The 21,536-nt window shown below is 49.0% G+C and carries 21 protein-coding genes; 16 read left to right on the forward strand and 5 right to left on the reverse strand.

Annotation, left to right across the window (positions count from 1 at the left end):
* The first annotated feature begins 77 nt into the window (after positions 1 to 77).
* Together A3SI_RS00445 and A3SI_RS00450 are read left to right on the forward strand one after the other, a co-directional pair.
* Positions 78 to 359, forward strand: a complete 282-nt coding sequence (locus A3SI_RS00445) for a hypothetical protein (RefSeq protein WP_156810093.1) — start codon at positions 78 to 80, stop codon at positions 357 to 359.
* Between the two features lie 2 nt (positions 360 to 361).
* A complete protein-coding gene (locus A3SI_RS00450) occupies positions 362 to 1,225 on the forward strand; it encodes a hypothetical protein (RefSeq protein WP_156810094.1) in 864 nt (287 codons plus the stop codon).
* Positions 1,226 to 1,487: 262 nt separating this feature from the next.
* Here the strand turns inward: A3SI_RS00450 and A3SI_RS00455 are convergent, their stop codons facing one another.
* Positions 1,488 to 1,778, reverse strand: a complete 291-nt coding sequence (locus A3SI_RS00455) for a hypothetical protein (protein ID WP_009053121.1) — start codon at positions 1,776 to 1,778, stop codon at positions 1,488 to 1,490.
* 92 nt (positions 1,779 to 1,870) lie between these two features.
* Entirely contained in the window at positions 1,871 to 3,691 is a 1,821-nt protein-coding gene (locus A3SI_RS00460; RefSeq protein WP_238531541.1) for a gamma-glutamyltransferase family protein, read from the reverse strand.
* 210 nt (positions 3,692 to 3,901) lie between these two features.
* Between A3SI_RS00460 and A3SI_RS00465 the strand changes: the two genes are divergently transcribed.
* Entirely contained in the window at positions 3,902 to 5,230 is a 1,329-nt protein-coding gene (locus A3SI_RS00465) for a DEAD/DEAH box helicase (protein ID WP_009053123.1), read from the forward strand.
* 82 nt (positions 5,231 to 5,312) lie between these two features.
* Here A3SI_RS00465 and A3SI_RS00470 read toward each other — a convergent pair whose 3' ends face one another.
* Positions 5,313 to 6,503 (reverse strand): serine hydrolase domain-containing protein, encoded by a 1,191-nt coding sequence (locus A3SI_RS00470; protein WP_009053124.1) that lies wholly within the window; start codon positions 6,501 to 6,503, stop codon positions 5,313 to 5,315.
* Between the two features lie 326 nt (positions 6,504 to 6,829).
* Here A3SI_RS00470 and A3SI_RS00475 point away from each other — a divergent pair, with 326 nt between their 5' ends.
* The 5 genes from A3SI_RS00475 (at position 6,830) to A3SI_RS00490 (ending at position 11,606) form a co-directional block, all read left to right on the forward strand.
* Entirely contained in the window at positions 6,830 to 7,810 is a 981-nt protein-coding gene (locus A3SI_RS00475; protein ID WP_316929019.1) for an NAD(P)/FAD-dependent oxidoreductase, read from the forward strand.
* A gap of 16 nt (positions 7,811 to 7,826) precedes the next feature.
* A complete protein-coding gene (locus tag A3SI_RS21910; RefSeq protein ID WP_316929020.1) occupies positions 7,827 to 8,078 on the forward strand; it encodes a hypothetical protein in 252 nt (83 codons plus the stop codon).
* Entirely contained in the window at positions 8,079 to 9,467 is a 1,389-nt protein-coding gene (locus A3SI_RS00480; RefSeq protein ID WP_009053125.1) for an NmrA family NAD(P)-binding protein, read from the forward strand. It begins immediately after the preceding gene.
* A gap of 182 nt (positions 9,468 to 9,649) precedes the next feature.
* Positions 9,650 to 10,609 carry an aldo/keto reductase gene (locus A3SI_RS00485; RefSeq protein WP_009053126.1) on the forward strand — a complete coding sequence of 320 codons (960 nt, stop codon included), beginning with the start codon at positions 9,650 to 9,652 and terminating at the stop codon, positions 10,607 to 10,609.
* A 16-nt stretch (positions 10,610 to 10,625) separates the two neighbouring features.
* Positions 10,626 to 11,606, forward strand: a complete 981-nt coding sequence (locus tag A3SI_RS00490) for a YihY/virulence factor BrkB family protein (RefSeq protein WP_009053127.1) — start codon at positions 10,626 to 10,628, stop codon at positions 11,604 to 11,606.
* Here the strand turns inward: A3SI_RS00490 and tamL are convergent.
* Complete coding sequence (tamL, locus tag A3SI_RS00495) at positions 11,578 to 13,929, reverse strand: translocation and assembly module lipoprotein TamL (protein WP_156810096.1); 2,352 nt, start codon at positions 13,927 to 13,929, stop codon at positions 11,578 to 11,580. The two genes, A3SI_RS00490 and tamL, sit on opposite strands and share 29 nt — an antisense overlap.
* 88 nt (positions 13,930 to 14,017) lie before the next feature.
* On the opposite strand from tamL, the gene A3SI_RS00500 reads away from it, so the two are divergent.
* Positions 14,018 to 14,773 carry a TrmH family RNA methyltransferase gene (locus tag A3SI_RS00500; protein ID WP_009053129.1) on the forward strand — a complete coding sequence of 252 codons (756 nt, stop codon included), beginning with the start codon at positions 14,018 to 14,020 and terminating at the stop codon, positions 14,771 to 14,773.
* Positions 14,774 to 14,775: 2 nt separating this feature from the next.
* Positions 14,776 to 15,768, forward strand: a complete 993-nt coding sequence (locus tag A3SI_RS00505; RefSeq protein ID WP_009053130.1) for a bile acid:sodium symporter family protein — start codon at positions 14,776 to 14,778, stop codon at positions 15,766 to 15,768.
* A gap of 77 nt (positions 15,769 to 15,845) precedes the next feature.
* Here A3SI_RS00505 and A3SI_RS00510 read toward each other — a convergent pair whose 3' ends face one another.
* Positions 15,846 to 16,922 (reverse strand): 3-oxoacyl-ACP synthase III family protein, encoded by a 1,077-nt coding sequence (locus A3SI_RS00510; protein ID WP_009053131.1) that lies wholly within the window; start codon positions 16,920 to 16,922, stop codon positions 15,846 to 15,848.
* A 347-nt stretch (positions 16,923 to 17,269) separates the two neighbouring features.
* Here A3SI_RS00510 and A3SI_RS00515 point away from each other — a divergent pair, with 347 nt between their 5' ends.
* The 6 genes from A3SI_RS00515 to A3SI_RS00540 form a co-directional block, all read left to right on the forward strand.
* Positions 17,270 to 17,602, forward strand: coding sequence for an arsenosugar biosynthesis-associated peroxidase-like protein (locus tag A3SI_RS00515; RefSeq protein WP_009053132.1), 333 nt, complete (start codon positions 17,270 to 17,272; stop codon positions 17,600 to 17,602).
* A gap of 15 nt (positions 17,603 to 17,617) precedes the next feature.
* Positions 17,618 to 18,661, forward strand: a complete 1,044-nt coding sequence (gene arsS / locus A3SI_RS00520) for an arsenosugar biosynthesis radical SAM (seleno)protein ArsS (RefSeq protein WP_009053133.1) — start codon at positions 17,618 to 17,620, stop codon at positions 18,659 to 18,661.
* The gene (locus A3SI_RS00525; protein WP_009053134.1) at positions 18,642 to 19,286 is read left to right on the forward strand and encodes a TIGR04282 family arsenosugar biosynthesis glycosyltransferase; all 645 of its coding nucleotides are present in this window, start codon (positions 18,642 to 18,644) and stop codon (positions 19,284 to 19,286) included. The genes arsS and A3SI_RS00525 overlap by 20 nt, the downstream gene beginning before the upstream one ends.
* Positions 19,287 to 19,330: 44 nt before the next feature.
* Positions 19,331 to 19,939: a DUF6134 family protein gene (locus A3SI_RS00530; protein ID WP_009053135.1), complete on the forward strand. Its 609-nt coding sequence runs from the start codon at positions 19,331 to 19,333 to the stop codon at positions 19,937 to 19,939.
* Between the two features lie 12 nt (positions 19,940 to 19,951).
* Positions 19,952 to 20,650, forward strand: coding sequence for a TIGR04283 family arsenosugar biosynthesis glycosyltransferase (locus tag A3SI_RS00535; RefSeq protein ID WP_009053136.1), 699 nt, complete (start codon positions 19,952 to 19,954; stop codon positions 20,648 to 20,650).
* Positions 20,650 to 21,536: VOC family protein (locus tag A3SI_RS00540; protein WP_009053137.1), on the forward strand; the 887-nt coding region annotated here is incomplete at its 3' end. The genes A3SI_RS00535 and A3SI_RS00540, both read left to right, overlap by 1 nt.

The raw sequence follows: 21,536 nt of genomic DNA on the forward strand, positions 1-21,536 counted from the left end.
TTGTTTATATTTAGAGATACGTAATTCGAACTCAAACGTTGGGACGATAGTTTCGCCCAGCCGAACACTCAGCCCCTATGCAGCACCTTACATGCACGTTTTTATTGGCTTTGCTCCTTTTTGGCGCCTGCCAAACCAAAGAAAAAACAAAAGAGACCGCACTTCACTTTCAGCTTGAAATCCTCGATTCGATACAGGTGGCTTACCTTGGTAATCCTCGTACCTTTGATTTCAAAAATGGAAAGGGAGCATTTTTCGATATGGGCGCTAATGAAATGGTGCTTTTTAATGAAGCGGGGGAGATTCTTAAACAAGTAAGCTACCCGAAGAAGGGCCAGGTGCACTGCGCTATGTGCTGAGTATGCGTTTTCATCCGTCTGGACAAATTTTCGCCTATGGTCTGCTCGGTGATATGTATATCTTGAATGCGGCCTTGGAAGTACAGGAGAAGCTGCCTATGGAGTTTGCGAGTCAAATGCGCGATGGGCCTTATCATACGCGCAGCTTTGATTTCTATAAAGAGGACCTGCTGCTGTTTTATCCCGGCCGCGAGGGACAAAACCCTTATCTGGAGGAGTTTTGGAAAAGCAATCAGCTGCTGGAATACTATGATCTGGGTAAGCAGCAGATGCGGCCCTACCTTCGACTTTTTCCAGAAAGCCAGCATCAGGGAGAGCTGTATTACGAAACGCCCCGCGTGGTTATGGGCATAGCGGGGGATCAGCTGTACCTCAGTCTGGACACGGAATCCCTTATCGGGGTTTACGACCTTCGAGCGGAGGGTGCTCATGTGCAGACCTTGGATTTCGAGCCCGCGAAATATGTACAGTTCGCAGGCGCTAAGGCACGCGTCGGCTATGTGAGCGGAAACTTTATGAGCCGCGGTCGGGTGCTGAACCTCTTCACCGTAGCGGAGGGAGCTATCGTGTACTATTCGGAGGGAATCGAGAAGGATGACTTCTTAAATGCTGGCCTTAACAAAAAAGAAAACTGGTATAAGATTCCAGATATGGAAAAGCGCCTGCTGCGCCTGTACCGGGAAGAGCTCGGCTGGTCAAATGAAATCCTGGTACCTGCCAAAGTAAAAAACATCTTATCTATCGAAGCCTTAGACCAGCCATTTTATGGGCTGCGTGATGATGACTATGTAGGGGAGGAACAGGAATACCTCACGTTTTATAAGATGAAGTTGACGCCTTTAAAAGAACTTGACTCGAGAAAATAAAAGGTGCAGGCATAGGAGAAGGGCCTAGCCGGCCCAAAGTACAAGGAAATTTCGGGTAGTTTTGAGAGCTAAAAAAGGCGGCGAACCCTGTGCTAAACTACTGAAACACACAGAGCCACCGCTTTTCCTACTTAAATTTATCCAAGTGTAAACATACGAGGAAAAAAGGAAATCTACAAGTTATTTAGATTAAATTTAAATAGTGCAAAAACCTCCAATTTCTTTGCACTGCTTGTCTCGTGCACCTAAACCTGCGCTCCGCTTAGGGGATAGGCCTCGGTTGCTTTGGGTTGAAGCCAGCGTTTTTCGGGCTTTCCGGTACGTTCACTTTTAGCCCTTCCAGTTCCAGCGCATGTAAAACTTTTCCCGCCAGGATAAACTCATCTTGCTGAATATACTGTCGGCATTCGTGGATCAACTGTAGCAGACGTTTGCCTTTGTTGATACGCTCGAAAGGAAAAGGATTTAAATTTTGCTCTATTAGCTGATCGATCTTCTCCTCGATGCGTTTTTCTTTCTCTTGTAACCAATCGACTAAATGATGAGGCTGCATGTGTTTATATAATTAACATTTTTAAGTTCATTAAATTAACAAATGCGTCTCGTAAGTCCAAAGGATAAGGCTTCTTTTTTTCGTCCCGAGTCTCACCAAGCGATCCCATAATCTTCACCGTGGTGGCTGCTTCCACCCCATAGGGTGCCATGTTTGCGATCAAACCAGATGGCATTTATCGGTCCGGAAGAGCGCTCGACAAAATCCAGTCGGTAGCCCATCCCTTGCAGTTCCTTCCGCACCCAGGGTGGCGTTTCCTGCTGGAGCGTCATACGTCCAGGCTTGCGCTCATGCGCTCCGAAAGAAGAGCGCATCTGGTAGCTGTTCATATTTGCCGCTTCGGCTGCTTCTTGGACGGTCATGTCGAACTCCACCATGTTGAGGAAAAACTGCAGTAAGTTTTGGTCTTGGCTATCGCCCCCCTGTACGGCAAAAGAAAGGAAGGGTTCCCCGTCCTTTAGTGCCATACTCGGTGTGAGCGTCACGCGCGGCCGCTTACCCGGCTCGAGGACGTTAAAGGGGTTCAACGTGCGGTCCAGCACGAAGCTTTGCATGCGCTGGCTCAGTCCTATTCCTGTAGTTCCGGCGATGGTGGCAGGCACCCATCCGCCCGATGGGGTAATGGAAACCACCCATCCCTCCTTATCGGCCGCTTGGATGGTAGTGGTTCCGGCATGGAAATCGGCCAAATACTTTTCGCTTAGGCCTTCATCCGCGGCGAGGGACTTTGCGGCTCGGCCGCTCCCTTCCTGAGCGCTCAAGAGGTCCAGAAAAGGGTTCTGCTCGCCCTGAAAAGGGTAGGGGTCACCAGGCCCGATATGGGGATCGTTCACTGGGGAAATTTTCGCCATTCGCTCCCGCGCGTAGGCCTTACTGAGGAGGCCCTTCATCGGGCTTTTCGGCTCGAAGGCAGGGTCACCATAATAAAAGTCGCGGTCTGCGAAGGCCATGTTCATCGCCTGATAGAGGGTGTGCAGGTAGCGCGCAGAGTTATAGCCCATCCCTTGGAGATCCTGCTCCTCGAGCAGATTTAGCGCCTGCAGAAGGACCGGGCCCTGCGTCCACTCCTGCATTTTATAGACCTCGATGCCCTTATAAGTTACGGAGAGCGGTTCCTCGATTTTCACCTCGTAGGTCGCCAGATCGGCCAGCTGGAAGAGCCCACCTTGTTCCTGTACACTGCGGACGATTTCTTCGGCGATGTCTCCCTTATAGAAGCGGTCGAATGCAGCGTAGAGGGCCTCTTTACGCGATTTTCCGGCGGCCAATGCCTCTTTTTCGGTATCCACAAGCTTTTGGAGGGTGGACGAGAGGGTCTCTTGCACGAAAATCTCACCCGGATAAGGGGCCTCCCGCTCTTCGCCGAGGTGGGGCAGCATGACGGCACGGCTGTAGGGCCATTTTTTCAGCTCCTCTTTTCTGCCCTCGATCATGTTAGCCGTGTGCGCTTCGATGGGGTAGCCCTTCGCCATGTCCATCGCGGGGGCGAGCACCTCCTCTAGGCTCAGCGTGCCGTATTCCGCCAGCATTACGATCAGACCTCCAGGAGTTCCGGGTGTGGTGGCGGCCAGGGGGCCAAATTCAGGGGGGTAGGCCATGCCTTTTTCTTGGAAAAAATCCACAGTGGCACCCGAAGGAGCGACCCCCATGGCGTTAATGGCGATCACTTTTTTCAGTCCGGGATGGTAAATGAGCGCTTGGGTCTCGCCTCCCCATCCCAGCATGTCCCACATGGTGCAGACCGCACCGAGCATGGCACAGGCAGCATCTACGGCGTTTCCTCCACGCTGAAAGGTCATGGCACCAGCAGTGGCTGCCAGGGGCTTGCCGGTGATGGCCATCCAGTCCTTGCCGTGCAGAGGAGGCTTCTGGGTTTGCGTTTGAGCTTGGGTAGGATGTAGGGAAAGGAACATCCCGATCCAGAGTAGAGGGAACAGGTAGCTTTTCATGATTACTTCGGAAAGGATTTGCCCTTAAATATGCTCACTTTCTGCTTGAAAGCCGCATTTTTCGCCCATTTTCTCGCATTTAAGCACTTCTAAATCGTCTTCGCCGTTTGGTTTTTGTTTTCAGCGGGATTCCTCCTATCTTAGTGACGATTTAATGACTTAACAAACAAGATTTTGGGATTTTCCGCATTTAATTTTACCGCATCGTTACAAGAAGGCTTGGAGGCGATGGGTTTCGATACCCCCACACCCGTACAGGAGCAAGCCATTCCCGAAATTCTCGCCGGACATGATCTGATCGCTTGTGCGCAGACCGGCACGGGGAAGACGGCTGCCTTCGTACTTCCGATTTTGCATCGTATCGCCGAGGAATCTACCGGCGGCATTAATACCCTAATTTTAGCCCCGACTCGGGAGCTGGCCATACAGATTGAGCAGCAGATTCAGGGCTTCGGCTACTTCACGGGAGTGAGTTCCATTCCCGTCTACGGCGGCGGTGATGGAGCCACCTGGGAGGTGCAGAAGCGGGCACTCACACAGGGGGCGGACATCGTCGTGGCTACCCCAGGGCGTCTGATTGCCCTTTTGGCCGGAGGCAAAGTAGACTTAAGCTCCCTTAAGCATCTGATCTTAGATGAAGCAGATCGCATGCTGGACATGGGCTTCTCGGATGATCTTTTTCGGATCGTAAAGGCACTGCCTACCAAGCGGCAGACCATCCTTTTTTCAGCTACCATGCCACCGAAAATTCGGCAGTTTGCGCGTAAGATTTTGAGCTACCCCTTTAAGGAAGTGACCCTGTCGGTAGGTAAAACTGCGGAGGGGGTGACGCAGCAGGCGTACATGGTGCATGATCCCGATAAGGAGGCCCTATTGGTGCATTTGCTGGCGCAAAAGCCCTACGAAGCAGTTATTATTTTCGCTTCTACGAAGGATAAGGTGAAAAGCTTGTACCAGCGCCTGCGCAAAACCCATGAGGTGGAGGCCTTCCATTCGGACCTCGATCAGATGGAGCGGGAAAAAATCATGAGCCGCTTTAAAAATCGACAGCTGAAAGTGCTGATCGGTACAGATATCATTTCACGTGGTATCGATGTGGTGGGAATCGAACTGGTGGTGAATTTCGACGTGCCAGGGGATCCGGAAGATTATGTGCATCGTGTGGGCCGTACCGCCCGGGCTGACTCGAAGGGGGAGGCGATTACGTTTATTAATGAAAAGGATATTCGCAAGTTTAACGCCATCGAGGATCTAATCGGAATGGAGGTAGAAAAGCCTGCATTGCCGGAGGGCATGCAAGAGGGACCTAGCTACGGAAGAAAAGGAAAAGGCGGCAGTGGCGGCGGTGGTCGTCACAAGCGTCCTGCTGGTGGAGGCCAAAGCGCTTCTGCAGCAGGTTCAGGCGGGGATGCAAAACGCAAAGGGAGCTGGAAAAAGAAGCGCAGCGGCGCTAAGAAGCCTAGTACTCCCCGAAACGAGCAACCTAACAGCAGCGGCTCTTAAAACTTCTTAATGCTGGAATATGTAAAAGCCTGCCTGCAAGCGATAGATATCCCTTGCAAGCAGGCTTTTCCTTCGTTTACGACTACTTCGGTAAGCTTTCCAGCACCTTAGCGATTAGCTCCGCCTTAGCGGCATTATCGATCCAGCGGCTCACGATCATCAGGTCATGCACGGGGTCCACATAAATAATATTTACGCCCGCACCCAAGTGGAAAAATGCCTCCTCAGGCGCTGAAGGAATTTCTTTCTTATCCGTATTCAAGAAAAAATTCATAAAACCATAGTTGGGCTGCACGGGGGTAGGTGTCTTGGCCATGGCCAACCATTCCTTTGAAATCACCTGCCGACCCTGCCATTCGCCCTCCGCCAGCGTCAGGTAACCAAAACGGGCTTGATCATAGGCATTAATAAAAAGGCCTCCACCCCAGTGGGAGCCTCCACTGACGGACTGTACGATCTGCCCATCCAAAACCACAAAAGAATTTTCATAACCCGTCCAGCGCCACGTCGGACTGGCACCGATAGGATCCATGAGCTCCTCGCGAAGGACTTGCGGAAGTGGCTTGCGCCAAATATTCAATGCGGCCAGCGCCAGCACATTCACCCGCGTGTCATTATACGTATAGTGCGTTCCCGGCTCAAAACGCTCACGCGAGCGCCAAGTCGATGCATTCCCCCTCGGACGATCTGCCCAGTCAGGCTTGCCCCAAAGACTGCCTTCCCAGTCGGACGTTTGCCGTAGCAGGTGATCCCAGGTGATTTTGCGGTTATGATCCCCCGGAAAGAGCTCGAAAACATCCTCTTCCAGCAAGTGGTCGGCCTTATTTATGGACATCCGCTCGGGCTGATAAGGAATAATCGGCGCCATCTGCGTGTACACTGGCTGGTGAATATCTGCGATCAAGCCCCGGTCGAAGGCTAATCCCACTGTGGTGGACAAGATACTCTTCGCCACGCTGAAGGTGAGGTCTACACGCTGTGGGTCTCCCCATTCCGCCACGACATACCCCTTATAGATCACAAGTCCGGTAGCTTCTCCGCGATTTTTCATGGGCCCTACAGGGTAACCGAAGGGCTCACGCCCAAAAGCACTTTCGTAGTGTGCGATTTTTAAGTTGCGGTCCGCCGAGCTTTCCTTTTCTTGCGCGAAGCGCACCGCCTCCGATAACTTCGTAGCATTTACGCCAAGGGACTCCGGACTTTTTTTCTCCCAGTGGCCAGCAGGAGGGAAGTAGCGCTGTGCCGTCACCGAGCTGTGCCAAAGAAGTAACATGCTCAGTAAGAACCATGTGCCATTACGTACTGTCATAAGCTGTCTATACATTTAATTTCGTAAAAAGGTGAATTTTCATCGCCACACCAAACCATTCATCAAAAAGCGTGATTTTCGCCTAAGGATATTGGCTTTGGCCGGGCACGGCCAAACTTCAACTAGTAAATTACCCCTTTCGATCTTTCAGAAAAAAGTGTTTTCATCCCTAAATTAACTGCATTCATCTACATATATGCCCTATCGGCTGAAACCTTTTGATGAATCATGTAATTTTGAACAATTCTATCCTGAGTGAGTAAAACATTCAACGCATCCTTTACGCCTATATGAGTCAGAATATCGTTATTATCGGAGCCGGTGTCGCCGGTTTAGTGGCTGCCTATGAGTTAGAGCAAGCCGGGTTTAACCCCACCCTTTTAGAAGCCTCCGATGCGGTGGGGGGAAGAATCCGTACGGACAAGCAGGATGGATTCCTGTTTGATCGTGGTTTTCAGGTGCTCCTAACGGCCTATCCCGAAGCCAAACGTTATTTAGATTATGCGGCACTCGAGTTACGCATGTTTTCGCCTGGTGCACTGATCGTGAAGCCAGGAAATTCCTTCGCGATTCATGACCCCATTCGGAACCCACTAAAACTGGTGACCATGGCCTTTTCGCAGGTCGGGACACTAAAGGACAAGCTCTCCCTCTTTTACCTCACACGTGAGCTGAAAAGCAAATCCGTGGAGAGCATTTTCGAAGAGCCACAGCAGCCCACGATCGAATTTTTACGAAATTATGGTTTCTCCGATAAAATGATCACCCAGTTTTTCAAGCCATTCTTTAAAGGAATCTTCTTGGAAAACGACTTGAGAACCTCTTCGCGGATGTTTAAATTCGTATTCAAACTTTTCGGAGAGGGACATGCGGCCGTTCCGGCCAAAGGGATGCAACGCATCCCCGAGCAGCTGGCCGCTAAACTCAAGCAAACCACCCTACGCTTACAGACTCCTGTGGACCGAATCGAAATGAATCGCATTTACCTACAGGATGGCAGTGTGCTGGAGGCAGATCGGATTCTCGTGGCCTGCAAGCCGGATGTGGTTATCCCGCAGCTGCGGGGTCAAATTAATACATATCGTCGTGTTTTCAACTGTTATTTTACCGTTCCGAAGTCTTTTATCGGTGCTCCGATGATCGGGCTGGTGCCAGATGAGCGCTTTTGGACGAATAATATCGTGTTTATGACAGATGTAAGTGCTGCCTATGCTCCTGCAGGCAAGGCGCTGCTTTCTGTTTCTGTAGTGTTGGCGAGTCTCAGACCCTGAAAAAGTAATTCAGGAGGTGCGGGTAGAGTTAGAAGCGCTAACGGGCATCTCTGCTGAACACTTCACGTTTCTAAAGAGTTATCACATCCAAGAGGCCTTGCCTGAGGTAGAAGACATGCGCTATGCAGTTAATTTTACTCAGTTTAAGCTAAATGAACATGTTTTTCTGGCAGGCGATCATCAGTTAAATGCCTCCATAAATGCGGCCATGACTTCGGGCCGTCTGGCCTCGGAGGCGCTACGTTACAGTTTACAAGCTCCCCTTTAAATGCAAAAAAAACCCACCATCGTAATCGCAGGCGCTAACGGCTACATCGGCAAGTGGTTCATCGCCACCTTCGCCGGTAAATACCGCATTATCGCGCTGAGCAGAAGAGAAGTGGTGGGGGAACAGCATCCGGACATCGAATGGCGGCAAGTAGAACTTTACTCCATTACTTCCACGACCATGGCGCTGCAGGGGGCGGATTACGCCATCTACTTGATCCATTCCATGAGTCCTTCGACACGCCTCAATCAGGGCAGCTTCGAAGACACGGATTTATTGCTGGCAGATAATTTTGCGCGGGCAGCGCAAAAGGTCGGTATCCAGCATATCCTTTATCTAGGCGGCATTTTACCGAAGGAAACGGGGGATTACCCGATGAGTAAGCACTTATCTAGTCGTCTAGAGGTAGAGGAGACCTTATCGGCTAAAGGAATTCCGTTTACTGCACTTCGAGCGGGAATCATCGTGGGCCCAGGCGGATCCTCCTTCCAAATGATCGAAAAGTTAGTGCGCAAGTTGCCCGTGATGGCTTGTCCGAAATGGACGCTCTCGGAGACGCAAGCGATTTCACTACGGGATACCTTGCAGATAATGGATGTATGCCTTGGAAATCCGGAAGCTTACGGTCGCGTGTTTGAGATCGGCTCCCCAGAAGTTTTGAGTTACAAGCAGATGATGGAGCTGGCGGCGAAGGCCATGGGCAAAAAGCGTTATATCTTCTCTGTGCCCGTGTTTTCTGTTGGCTTCTCCAAGCTTTGGGTGGGCTTTTTTAGCGATAGCCCGAGCTCGCTGGTCTCCCCTCTGGTGGAAAGCCTTCGCCATACCCTTACGGTGGACCCCGCGCTGCGCTTTGATCTCGCTGAAATCGATTACCTCAGTTATGAAGAAAGCGTTTCGGATGCCTTGGCTCGCGCCAAAGAAGTGCCCTGTAGCCCTACCTTTAAGAAAGAGGCTAAGCCTAAAAATACAGTCCGCAGCATTCAGCGCCTACCCAATACGCGTCACCGCAGTGCTCAGTGGGTAGCGAATCGCTATAAGGTATGGCTCCCGACTTTCTTTAGCGTCTTTATTAATGCCGCAGATAATGGAAAGGGGGAAGTGGCTTTTTATCCGCTATTTTTTAAAAAGCCGATGCTGAAGCTGTCCCTGGTGCCCGACCGTAGTGATCATAAGCGCCAGTTGTTTTACATTACAGGAGGATGGCTGGTAAAGCGTATCGATTATGGCTGGCTGGAGTTCCGAGAAGTGCTGGGCGGTAAACATATTATGACGGCGATTCATGAATTTGTGCCCCGACTGCCATGGATCATCTATGTCAATACGCAGGCCATCGCGCATGTATGGGTAATGCGTCGCTTTAGTAGTTACCTGAAAAAATATCACGACTGATTCCAGCGTTTGTTTTTTGCTCCTGCATAATGTACTTCGCTAAGGGGCAGCTGTCTGTTGATGGATAGAAGAAAAATTTAAAATTAGCCAGTTACGGAATAGCTGGCATCTTTTCTGCGGATGTTGAGAACGGTTGACTCCATATTTCGTTAATTAAAAAAGCGTACTAAATAGAAAGAATCATGAAAACATTTTCATTTAAAAATGGTGATACAATGCCGATGTTAGGGCTGGGAACTTGGAAAAGTAAGCCTGGTGAGGTCTATCAAGCGGTAAAATGGGCAGTAGAAGCAGGGTACCGGCATATCGACTGCGCGGCCATCTATGAAAATGAGCATGAGGTAGGCCGCGCCTTGCAGGAGCTTATGGAGGCAGGTACGGTCACGCGGGAGGAGTTATTTATTACCTCGAAGCTATGGAACTCGAATCACCGATTAGAAGATGTGGCACCGGCACTTAAGAAAACTCTGTCGGACCTACGCCTGGACTATGTCGATTTATACTTAATTCACTGGCCGGTTAGTTACAAACCCGGAGTAGCCTTTGCGCGAACGCGCGAAGAGTTTTACACCTACCATGACGTTCCACTACGCCAGACCTGGTTGGGAATGGAGCGGGTGCAAGAAGAGGGGCTTACCCGCCACATCGGGGTCTCTAATTTTAATTCTGCGAAGTTAAAGGAGATCATGGACCAGGCCACGCTTTATCCTGAAATGAACCAGGTAGAATTACATCCTTACTTGCCACAAGATGCATTAGTGGATTTCTGTTTTGCGAACCAAATCGGCATCACAGCTTATTCTCCGCTAGGTTCAGGAGATCGACACGCGTCCATGAAAAAAGAAGATGAGCCGCTACTGATGGAAGATCCAGTGGTAAAAGCGCTTGCTGAGGAGCTCAGCTGTTCGCCTGCTCAGGTACTCATCGCGTATGCCTTGCATCGGAATATCGTGGTTATTCCGAAATCGGTAAATGAAGCGCGCATTCAGCAAAATTTAGCCTCGGCTTCTCTTCAGTTCTCCGATGAGCAGCTCGGCAGGTTGCTCCATATCGGTAAGCAGTATCGCTTCCTGGACGGAGGCCCTTTTGTGGGTGAACAGAGTCCCTATACTTTAAAGGATCTTTGGGAGGAGGCACTGTAAACGAGACCCTTCTGTTATGGCAAAACGCGTAATCAATAAAATACGAAAATTAACCGCTGTCGATATTATTATCGACAGCGTTAAAGACTTTACGAGTTCCGACTCTATGACCTTCGCGGGGAGCACGGCTTTCTATACTATTTTTAGTTTGCCTGCGCTGCTCATCATTTTACTGAACATCGGCTCTGCCTTTTTCTCAGAGTCGGAGATCCGGGAGGAAATCGTCCTACAGGTCTCTGACCTGGCTGGCGAGGAAAGTGCAGCGACCCTGGTCAGTATCATGGATAATTTCGAGCTGGCCGATGGCAGCGGTATTTCCAGTTTGGTGGCCATACTTGTATTAGCTTTTTCAGCCACTACGGTTTTTGTGAGCTTGCAGGGCGCTCTTAACCACATTTGGCACATCCGCCCCAAGCCGCAGAAAGAGTTATTAAAGTTTGTCATCAACAGGCTCCTGAGCTTTTCTATGGTGGCGTCGATCGGATTTATCCTGCTCGTATCTTTGGTTATCGATGCTGCCGTAGTGGTGCTTTTTAACTATCTCGATGCATTCATGGACTTGGGTTTCATTTACTTGGCTTCTATCGTGCATTTCGTGGTCGTTCAACTGCTATTGGTGGTGGTTTTCGCGCTCATGTATAAGATTTTACCCGATGCGAAAGTCCGCTGGAGAGATACCTGGATGGGAGCCTTTGTTACGATGCTTTTATTCGCTCTGGGTAAGTACCTGATCAGTGTGTACATGGGAAACAGTGACTTAGGTTCTACTTATGGCGCTGCGGGCTCCCTGGTAATTTTACTTGTTTGGGTCTATTATTCGGTCGTCATTTTCCTTTTTTGGCGCCCAAATCACCTATTATATCGCCGAAAAAGTAGGGGGAAATGTGGTTCCATTGCCGCAGGCCGTACGGGTCGAAGTAAGGGAAATAGACGAGGAGTAGGGGGTTTTTCTCGGTGGTGTGTGGGGTTCAAAAGGGATAACCTATACCGATATTGAACACCATTTGGCCGGGCAGGCCTGGAAAGCGCCTAAAGAAATCGCCGAGTATGAAGCGTTCGGTCATCGGGCGGGCTGGATCAAAAGCCTTTATACCCATGTCTAGTCGAAAGACCAGAAAGTCAAAATCCATGCGAAGCCCGACACCGGTACCTACCGCGAGTTCTGTCAAGAAGCGGTCCCACTGAAACTGGGCTCCGGGGCGAGTAGGGTCCTCGAAAAAAGTCCAGCTATTCCCAATGTCCAGAAAAAGAGCCCCATCGAAATAACCATAAATTTTCGTTCGGTATTCGAACATGGCCTCAAAGAGGATGTCTCCTGGCTGTTCAAAGCGGTAGTCGAAGCCACCATTTTCCAAGACAGGTGGTGTGAAACTACCCGGGCCGAGTCGACGTGGCTGCCAAGCGCGGATACTGGTACTACCCCCGGCAAAAAAGTATTTTTCATAAGGGAGAATCCCGTCACTTACGCCATAAGGCTTTGCTACGCCCAAGTTCAGCCGATAGCCCATCGTTTGGCGCCCCTCCAGCGGGATAAAGCGCCGGTAATCTGCCTGAAATTTTAAAAACTGGAAGTAGGCTAGGTTTCGAGCTTTTACGAACTCTGGCTGCAACAGATTAAGCGTCGTACCGCCACTTTCGGCATACAAGCGGAGTAGCGAGGCGCTCCGTTTTTGAAAATTTCCGTACTGGTTGATGTTAAAAATAGCCTGACCACTTACACTACTGACGTAAGAAGGTAAGAAGGAATTAATCAGGTTATTCCCTTGATTCTGAAGGTCCTCTAGTATTGCATTGAAATCATCACTTAAGCTGCTGCGGATAAAGTTAGCGTCTACCACATTTAGAGTGAACTGCTGCCTAAAATTCCGAGTATTCCACGTGTAGCCTAAAATAGCATTTAAGCCCTCCCGGTTGTATTCGGGTCTGTCCACATAGTTATACCCTAGCAGTAGCCTCGTCTGGGGGTTGTACCGCCCGATCTGGTCAACTTGAAATAGCCGTACAGGGGTTAAGAAGCGAGGGAATAAGATCGATCCGGATGTACTCACCTCACGGGAGCGGAAAACACCTCCCTCACCTGTGGCGGAGACGACGCCTTCAAGCCCTGCACGAAAGTTAAATTCGAAAATTTCTGCCCCCCGAAACAAGTTGCGATTACGAAGAGAATGGCTAAAAAAGGGCCCCGGTACCTGTTCCGTGATGCTGGCACCGAGCTGGTTGACTAGCTGATACTTTTCACTTGGCTGGGTGAAAATACGTGGAATGAGTGTGTCGCCTACTGCCTCGAAGGTAATGTTAATGAAGCGAAAGATGTCTAAATTGGCGAGTTGCCGCTGCGTTTCGATGACATCACTACGCTTAAAGGCCACACCTTTTCGTAGAAATACGCGTGAAGCGAGAATCCGTTCGGAGTAGCGTTCATCGTAGAGGCGGAAATCGATATCTCGGTAGCGGAATCGCTGGCTCTGATTTCTACCTGCAAGGGCCTCGCTAGGGGCATCGATAAAAAACTGGATGCTATCCAGCACAAACACCTGATGTGGCCGCCCTTGCTCATTGGCCGAAATGAGTCGTTTCACTCCGAGCTCTTGGGTAGCTGAATTTTTTTCTACCTCGTACTGGATAAAGGACTTGTTAAAGGTGTAGTACCCCCTTTCCCGTAGAAAATCCTCGATAGCCTGCCGGTCTCGCGAGATGACAGCCTGCTCATAGCGATTCCCTAGCCGTATGGGGTTCGGGTATTCCTGCAGTGCTTGGTATAGGGAGGTGTCTGCATAGACTTCTTCGAAGCTAGTAATTAGATAAGGCGTATAAGCGCTAACTTGCATGTCGACGTAGGCTTTTTTGCGCCGCTGGCGCAAAACTTCCGTCACCTCGGCATCGAAATAGCCATTATTCGAGAGGTAAAACTGTAGCTGCTTCCGCGTTTCCTCCATAAGCTCAGGGGAGTAAAGCACGCGTTCATTCCCCGTGCGCATGAGAAAATTACCATAGCTCAGGTTCCGATTCAGGCTCGCGATTCGATCATCACGACGCCCTACTTTGCGCGTGAGCTTTCTGCGCTCTCGGTCCGTCTTTACCCCACTGAGGAGTACATTCAGGGAGTCCCTTTCCATGCGCGCCTGCTGACGCCTAGCTACTAGGTTTTCCTCGTTAAAGGTTAGTGCCCCTATTTGATAAAGGGTAACCCCTAAGGAGCCATTAAAAATAGGGATTCGAGTATTGGGCGTCTGCTTGAAGAGCCCCTGCATGTTCCTACGGTCTTCCTTATTCACACCAGAAACCTTCGTGTCATATAGCACAAGGCGGTCCTCCGGCACGTTTCGGGTTAAAGAACACGCCGATGTGAGGAGAAGAAGCAAAAATAAGTTTATATCTTTGGCCTTTAACACTAGGTCTGCTGTCAAAATGTTAAGCAAAAATACGCTTAAGTTTATAAAATCTTTACATCTCAAGAAATTCCGTAAGGCCGAGGGGCTATTTTTTGTGGAAGGGGTTAAAAATGTGGAGGAAATGGTCCAACATGGCTTTAACATCCGCTACCTATTATACACAGACCGCTACCTAGAAGCGCATGTTCATACCCTGAATAGGGTGCCGAAAGGGGCTAACCTGATTTCGGTCAGCGAGCGGGAACTGCAGCAGGCCAGTGCGCTACAGCTAAACAACTATGTGCTGGCCGTGGCCGAAATTCCTGAACCACAAGGGGCACCGACGCTACAGGTGGACCAGCTGGTGCTTGCCTTAGATGGCGTGCGCGATCCAGGAAATTTAGGGACTTTGCTGCGCATCGCCGACTGGTACGGCATTCGGGAGATCTTCGTCAGTGCTGACTGCGCTGAACTTTATAATCCCAAAGTACTTCAGGCTAGTATGGGGTCCTTTACACGCGTGCGGGTGCATGAAGTGGATCTGCCGCTGTGGTTATCTTCGCTCCAAGTGCCCATTTATGGTGCTTTTTTAGAAGGGGCTTCCGTGCATCAGTACCCTTGGCAGCAGGGGGGAGTGCTGCTGATGGGAAGTGAGTCCCATGGGATATCCGAGGCCTGCCGACCCTATGTCAGTCAGGCGCTGACCATCCCCCGCTTTGGCGGAGCCGAATCTTTAAATGTAGGCGTGGCCACTGCTATTTTAATCGATCACTTTAAGCGGCAGCAGCCTTAGGCATGGTACATCTCCTCCAAACGCTCAAAAAGGTAGGTTTCAATGCCTTTTTTTTCTTGCTTCTGAGCACCATCGCGCTGGCCTATGCTTTCCCCGAGTTAGGTATGGAGAGCAGTCCCGTTCCAGTAAAAAAGCTAACGGGGATAGGGGTATCGCTGATTTTCTTTTTCTATGGGGTGAAATTAAGCCCACAGGAGTTATGGAAAGGCCTGCGCAACTGGAAGCTCCACCTTTTGGTGCAGGCGGCCACCTTTTTACTTTTCCCTATGTTCATTTTGCTACTTTTTTATACGGTAGGAGCGGAAGCCACCCCGCTTTGGCTGGGTACCTTTTATTTGGCTGCATTGCCCTCTACAGTTTCCTCTTCGGTGGTAATGGTCTCGATCGCGCGTGGTAATTTGCCCGCAGCTATCTTCAATGCGAGTATTTCCAGTATGGTGGGGATTTTTCTGACACCCCTCTGGATGGAGCTGATGCTTCCGGATACGGCTGTGGATTTTGCGCTGGGAGAAACCTTTCAGAAACTTACGCTTCAGGTCTTGGTCCCCCTTCTGATCGGGCTGTTTTTTCATCGGCTGCTTATCCGGTATGTGGAACGGCACAAAGTGGCGCTTAAAAATTTCGATCAGTTCATTATTTTACTTATTGTCTTCAGTGCCTTCGCAGAGAGCTTCGGGGCAGATATGTTCGCGGGCCAAAGCTGGGGTCAGCTGCTGCAGCTCGGGCTGCTGATGCTTGGCTTCTTCTTCTTCATGATCGCCATCATGCATGGAGTGGGAAAGGCACTCGGCTTATCGCTGCCCGACAGGATCACGCTCCTGTTTTGTGGAAGTAAAAAATCACTGGTGCAGGGCGCTGTAATGGGGAGGGTACTATTTCCTGATCCTCAGGTGTTTGGTTTGATTTTACTTCCCCTGATGCTATACCACACGCTGCAGCTGATGGCGGGTTCAGCCTTAGCCCAGCGCTTAGGTGCACGCCCAGTGGAGGTGTAGTAAGGGTAGGGCTGCCGCCCAAAGGCCAAGGAATATTTCCTGGAGGATCCTTTTGGACGGCAGTCCGATGAACGCCGCTAAGGCATGCGGTAAACGATCGCGTTTATGTGCATGCCTGCGCCTACACTGGCGAAAACGACCACATCTCCAGAGGATAGTTCTTGGCCCTCCATCTGCTGATGGATGATTCTATCGTAAAGAATCGGGATGGTGGCCACAGAGTTATTTCCAAAGTACTGTATGCTCATCGGCATGAGCCCTTCGGGGATTTCACGAAGGCCATAGAGGCGGAATAAGCGTTTAAGTATCGCTTCATCCATTTTTTCATTCGCCTGATGAATGAGCACTTTTTTCACCTCGGAAAGCGTAATGCCTGCCTTGTACAGTGCCTCCTTAACGACACCGGGCACCGTGGTAACCGCGTATTCGTACAGCTTCCGGCCGTTCATTTTTACGAAAATGCGATTTTCTGGATAACTGGGGTTATGAGAGGGGGCCATGTAGAGCAGCGCGGTCTCTGTAACGGTGTCCGTGCGTGTTTTATGCGAGAGAAGGCCGACATCCCCCTCTGATTTTAGGGCGCTGTGCAGCGTGGCGCCCGCTCCATCCGAAAATATCATGGCATCGCGATCATGCGGGTCGATGACACGAGAAAGTGTTTCCGCGCCGATGACCAGCACATGCTCAGCGTCTCCAGACCGAATGTAGTAATCTGCCTGAATGACGCCTTGAACCCAGCCTGGACAGCCAAAGGGAAGGTCATAGGCGATGCAATTGGGGTTTTTAATGCCTAATTTATGCTTGACGCGTGCGGCTAAAGCTGGAACCATGTCGCTTTGCAGATAGCGTGCACTGACATCTCCGAAATTATGCGCGAAAATGATATAGTCTAACTTTTCGGGATCTAACTGGGCATCTTGGAGCGCCCTAGCGGCCGCAAAGTAACCCATATCAGAAGTGTTTAAGCCTGGACTCAGGTAGCGACGCTCTCGGATGCCAGTAATTTCTTCCAGCTTAGCAGCTACTTCCTGAGCGGGCTTTTCGAGTTTTTTTCCGCTCTCATCCATAAAAGCATGCTGGAAAAAGTCTTCGTTTTTTACGATGTTTTCAGGTAAATAATGTCCGGATCCGGAGATAATGGTTTTAATCTGCATGGGTATGTGTTAGTGTCTAAACGCAAATTACGTAGAAAAGTCTGATTTATGATTTATTCACCGTTAAAATGCTTAAAATTTAATATAATCGTAAATTTCAGTTGTTTTATTGAAAATTACTTAAAAAGTGTTTAAGGGAAGGAAAACTTCACTGATGAACTAAGCTATTGACTATCAGTTAAATTAATACCTGGTGGTGTAGTTCGCTAAAGGTTCGATAAGAAAGGAGCCAATAGCAGGTGCTGAAAATTTAACCTTTCTCGCTAAATTTTACCTACATTAGTATGCAAAGAGAGTTACATCTAAAACGGGAAGGAATTCCGTAACTGAATCTAAAGCGAATAACTATGAAAACGTATTACAATCCTGAAGACCTTAAAAAATTCGGTAAAATAGGCGAGTTTCAGAAATCTATGGCGGATAAATTTTTCGCCTATTATGGAGAAGTTTTTCAAGAAGGAGCGCTAACGGCTCGTGAAAAATCGCTAATCGCATTAGCTGTCGCACATGCTGTACAGTGTCCTTACTGCATCGATGCCTACACAGTGGATAGTATGGAAAAAGGCTGCGATGAAGAACAAATGATGGAGGCTGTACATGTGGCCGCTGCCATACGTGGCGGTGCGTCTTTAGTCCACAGCACCCAGATGATGAATAAAGTGAAAGAAATTTCGATGTAATTTGTAGCTTCTTAAATGAAATCATTAAAAGCACTTAATCACCCGCTTTCTCGCGTAGAACAAGAAATCGCAGTACTGGACCAACCTGTAGAGGGCAAAACCTTCGAGGGTTTTCTTCAGGAGCAGGCCTTGTTTCCTTTAAAACCAACGACGATCGATATTCTTCAGATCAACATGGGCAAAATGTGTAACCAAGTGTGTAAGCACTGCCATGTGGATGCTGGCCCTGATCGGAAGGAGATCATGACGCGTGAAACGATGCAGCACTGCTTGGAGGTAATCCGTAAGCACACCATCAAGACCATCGATCTTACAGGCGGAGCACCTGAGATGAATCCAGATTTTCGCTGGTTTATAGAAGAAATACGAGCCATTACACAAACTGCAGCGATTATCGTACGCTGTAATTTAACGATTATCGTAGCGAATCCTAAATATTACGATCTGCCTGAGTTTTTCAAGAAGCATCGTATCGAAGTGGTCAGCTCGCTTCCTTATTTCTCTGCCGTGAAAACAGATGCCCAGCGTGGAGAAGGTGTATTCGGTAAATCCATTCGCGCACTCGAAATGCTGAACGCTGTCGGGTATGGCGTGGCAGATTCTGGTCTTACCCTTAATCTCGTCTATAACCCCTCTGGTGCTTTTCTCCCCGGAAGCCAGCAGGAGCTCGAACAGCAGTTTAAGAAAAAGCTAGCCGATGGCTATGGAATCGTTTTCAATGCGCTTTTCACGATTACTAATTTACCCATCAGCCGGTATTTGGCCTACCTGATGAGCTCGGGTAATTATGAAAACTACATGGAAAAACTGGTCAGTGCCTATAATCCCGTGGCTGCCATGAATGTCATGTGCAGAAGTACAATTTCGGTAGGATGGGATGGCTTCTTGTACGACTGTGATTTTAATCAGATGTTAGAACTAAAAGTAACTGCTCCCGATAGCCAGCACATTAAAGACTGGAACTCTGAGCAGCTGCACCAGCGTGAGATTATCGTAAAACAGCACTGCTTCGGCTGTACGGCCGGCTCGGGCTCAAGCTGTGGAGGAGCTACCACATAAGATGAAGGATACCGCTATTATCGTTTTTCAAAAGCACGCTATCGCAGGCCATGTAAAGACGCGACTGGCAAAAACCGTAGGAAATCAAAAAGCACTTTGGATTTACAAATCCATGGTGCTTTACACCTACCAACAGCTGGAAAAGGTCAAAAATAACATGGATGTACATGTTTTTTATGACCAAGCCCCTGCTTTACCGGATGCATACTTGGAACAGTATGCCTTTCCCCACCACATTCAAGAAGGTGCTGACCTCGGAGCACGTATGCTACATGCTTTCCGTAAAATCCAACAGTTGGGGTACAGCCGTATGTTAATCATCGGCACAGACTGTCCAGAACTGACGGAAGAACTTCTCCTAGAAGCGCAGGCTGTCCTAGCGACGCAGGATGTGGTCATAGGACCTTCTCAGGATGGGGGATATTACCTGTTAGGGCTTCGCGATCCACTACAGTACCTTTTTCAGGATATCCCTTGGAGTACAGAGCAAGTTCTGCCGCTTACGCGCCAAAGAGCTAACGAAAAAGGACTAGGCCTTACCCTGCTGGCAGAATTAAATGATATCGATACAGAAGAGGACTGGATCGCTTATAGGCATCATGTCGTTTCAGGAGATATCTCCTAATCTCTTCTTTTTTTAAATCTTATAAAAAATGTGTATCATGCAAGATGAATAGAGAGCTTTTACTCCTTTCTTTCTTCTTAATTCCTTTTCTGTCAAGAGTTTATGTATCAGAGGCTCAAGTCGTCACCCATAAGTATGAGATATCTGTTGCGGGATTTTCGATAGGGGAAATGCAAGCCAAGAAGCAGTCAAAAGAAAATTCAATTATTTATTCTATTGAGAGTAAAGTTAGTTTTTGGTTTTTTGGCAGGGTAGAAGTGGATTATGGTATAGAGACGCGGTACGACGGAAGCAAGGTCGTTGAAAGTAAAGCATATACAAAAACGAATCGAGGCGATTTTACTTCGCATGTGCAGTGGGATAGAGGGGGGTATGAGGTAGATGCGGAGACGTACAAGTTTGAAAACAAAGAGCGAATAGAAGGTCCGCTGCGCTTTAGTTCTGCGCGGATGTACTTTCATGAGCCAACAAATGAAACCTTCTTTCTGGCAGAAAACTATGGTTTAAAAGCCCCAGTCAAGAAGGTGCAGGAGTACTACGAAGTAGATGTTAATGGGAACAAAAATAAGTTTTATTACGATGCAGAGGGCGTACTGATAAAGGCAGTCATGCAGAGTCCCATAAAAAATTATGTCATATCCCGTATAGAATAACGTAAACACCTCATGAAAGTTTCTGTCATTATCCCCGTGTACAACGAGGCCGAGACGATTGCAAAATGCGTAGATACTGTTTTACACACCCAAGATCATCGGCTAGCCGAGGTAATCGTCGTCGATGGCGGTAGCACAGATAATACAGTGGCCTTAGCAGAAGCCGCTGGTGCTAAAGTACTCGTAAGCAAGGTGCGTACGCGCGCTGCCCAGATGAATTTGGGTGCCTCCGTCGCGATAGGGGACCTGTTTTATTTTATCCATGCAGATACTCAGGTCATTCCATCTTTCATGAACGATATCGCCTCAGAGCTGAGGAAAGGAACACACGCAGGTTGTTTTCGCTATAAATTCGACTCGAAAAAGACCATGTTGAAAATCAACAGCTGGTTTACACGCTTTAATGGTCCGCTGGCAGGAGGTGGGGATCAAACCTTGTTTATTACACGAAAAATTTTCAGCTCTTTAGGTGGGTTCGATGAATATTATACCATCATGGAGGACTTCGAACTCGTGAGGAGAATAAAAAAATCAGGAAAATATCGCTTTTCTGTCATTCCGAAGAGTATCTTAGTATCCGCGAGGAAGTATGAGAAAAACAGCTGGCTGCGCGTTCAGCTAGCAAATCTCATCGTCTTCCTTCTTTTTTACCTTAACAGGCCGCCAGATAGCTTAAAATCGCTGTATAAGCGGCTCTTAATTTCGAGTTAATGCAGCAGTTTCCTATTATCAGCGGTATCCAGCAGGTCGGTATCGGTGTTACGCAGGCAGATGAGGCCTGGGCCTGGTATAGAAAGTATTTTGGTATGAACGTGCCCATTTTTAAGGATGCCGCGGTAGCCAAACTCATGACCCGATATACCTCTGGTGTCGCGCAGGAGCGGTATGCCATCCTCGCGATGAACATGCAGGGGGGAGGGGGATTTGAAATCTGGCAGTACACCTCCAAGGAGGCACAAGCACCTGTAGAAAAACCCAAATTGGGAGATTTAGGTATTTATGCCGTTAAAATCCGCTGTAAGGACGCACAGGCTACCTACGCCTACTTTAAAGGTGAAGGCCTGAAATTACGCAGTACACCGATTAGTGATCCCGCAGGAAATGTGCATTTCTACGTGGAAGATCCCTACGGGAATCTCTTTGACATCGTGGAACATCATGCCTGGTTTACACGCAATGAGCAACTTACAGGCGGTGTTCTGGGCTGCGTTATTGGGGTTAGTAACCTCGAACGCTCCATTCGCTTTTACCGTGATGTACTGGACTATGATAGTGTGCAGGAATTTACCGAGGCTGCCTATGAAGACCTTACCCCGCTAACGCCAGGACCCTGTACGGTGAAGCGAGCAATCCTAACCCACGAAAAGGAACGAAAAGGAGCCTTCAGCCCATTACTTTGTAAAACGACCTTAGAGCTTATCGAACGCACAGACAAAAAAGGAATCCCTCTTTTTCGTGATAGAGACTGGGGAGATCAGGGTTTCATCCACCTCTGCTTCGATATTAACGGCATGCAGGCCCTGAAGGCGCGCTGCGCAATTTGCCACCCTTCACTGTCKATMGWATGTACGCTACGGTACCGTCTGAGGCCATTCGA

Source organism: Nitritalea halalkaliphila LW7, from assembly GCF_000265075.1.
In the GTDB taxonomy this organism is placed as follows: Bacteria; Bacteroidota; Bacteroidia; order Cytophagales; family Cyclobacteriaceae; genus Nitritalea; species Nitritalea halalkaliphila.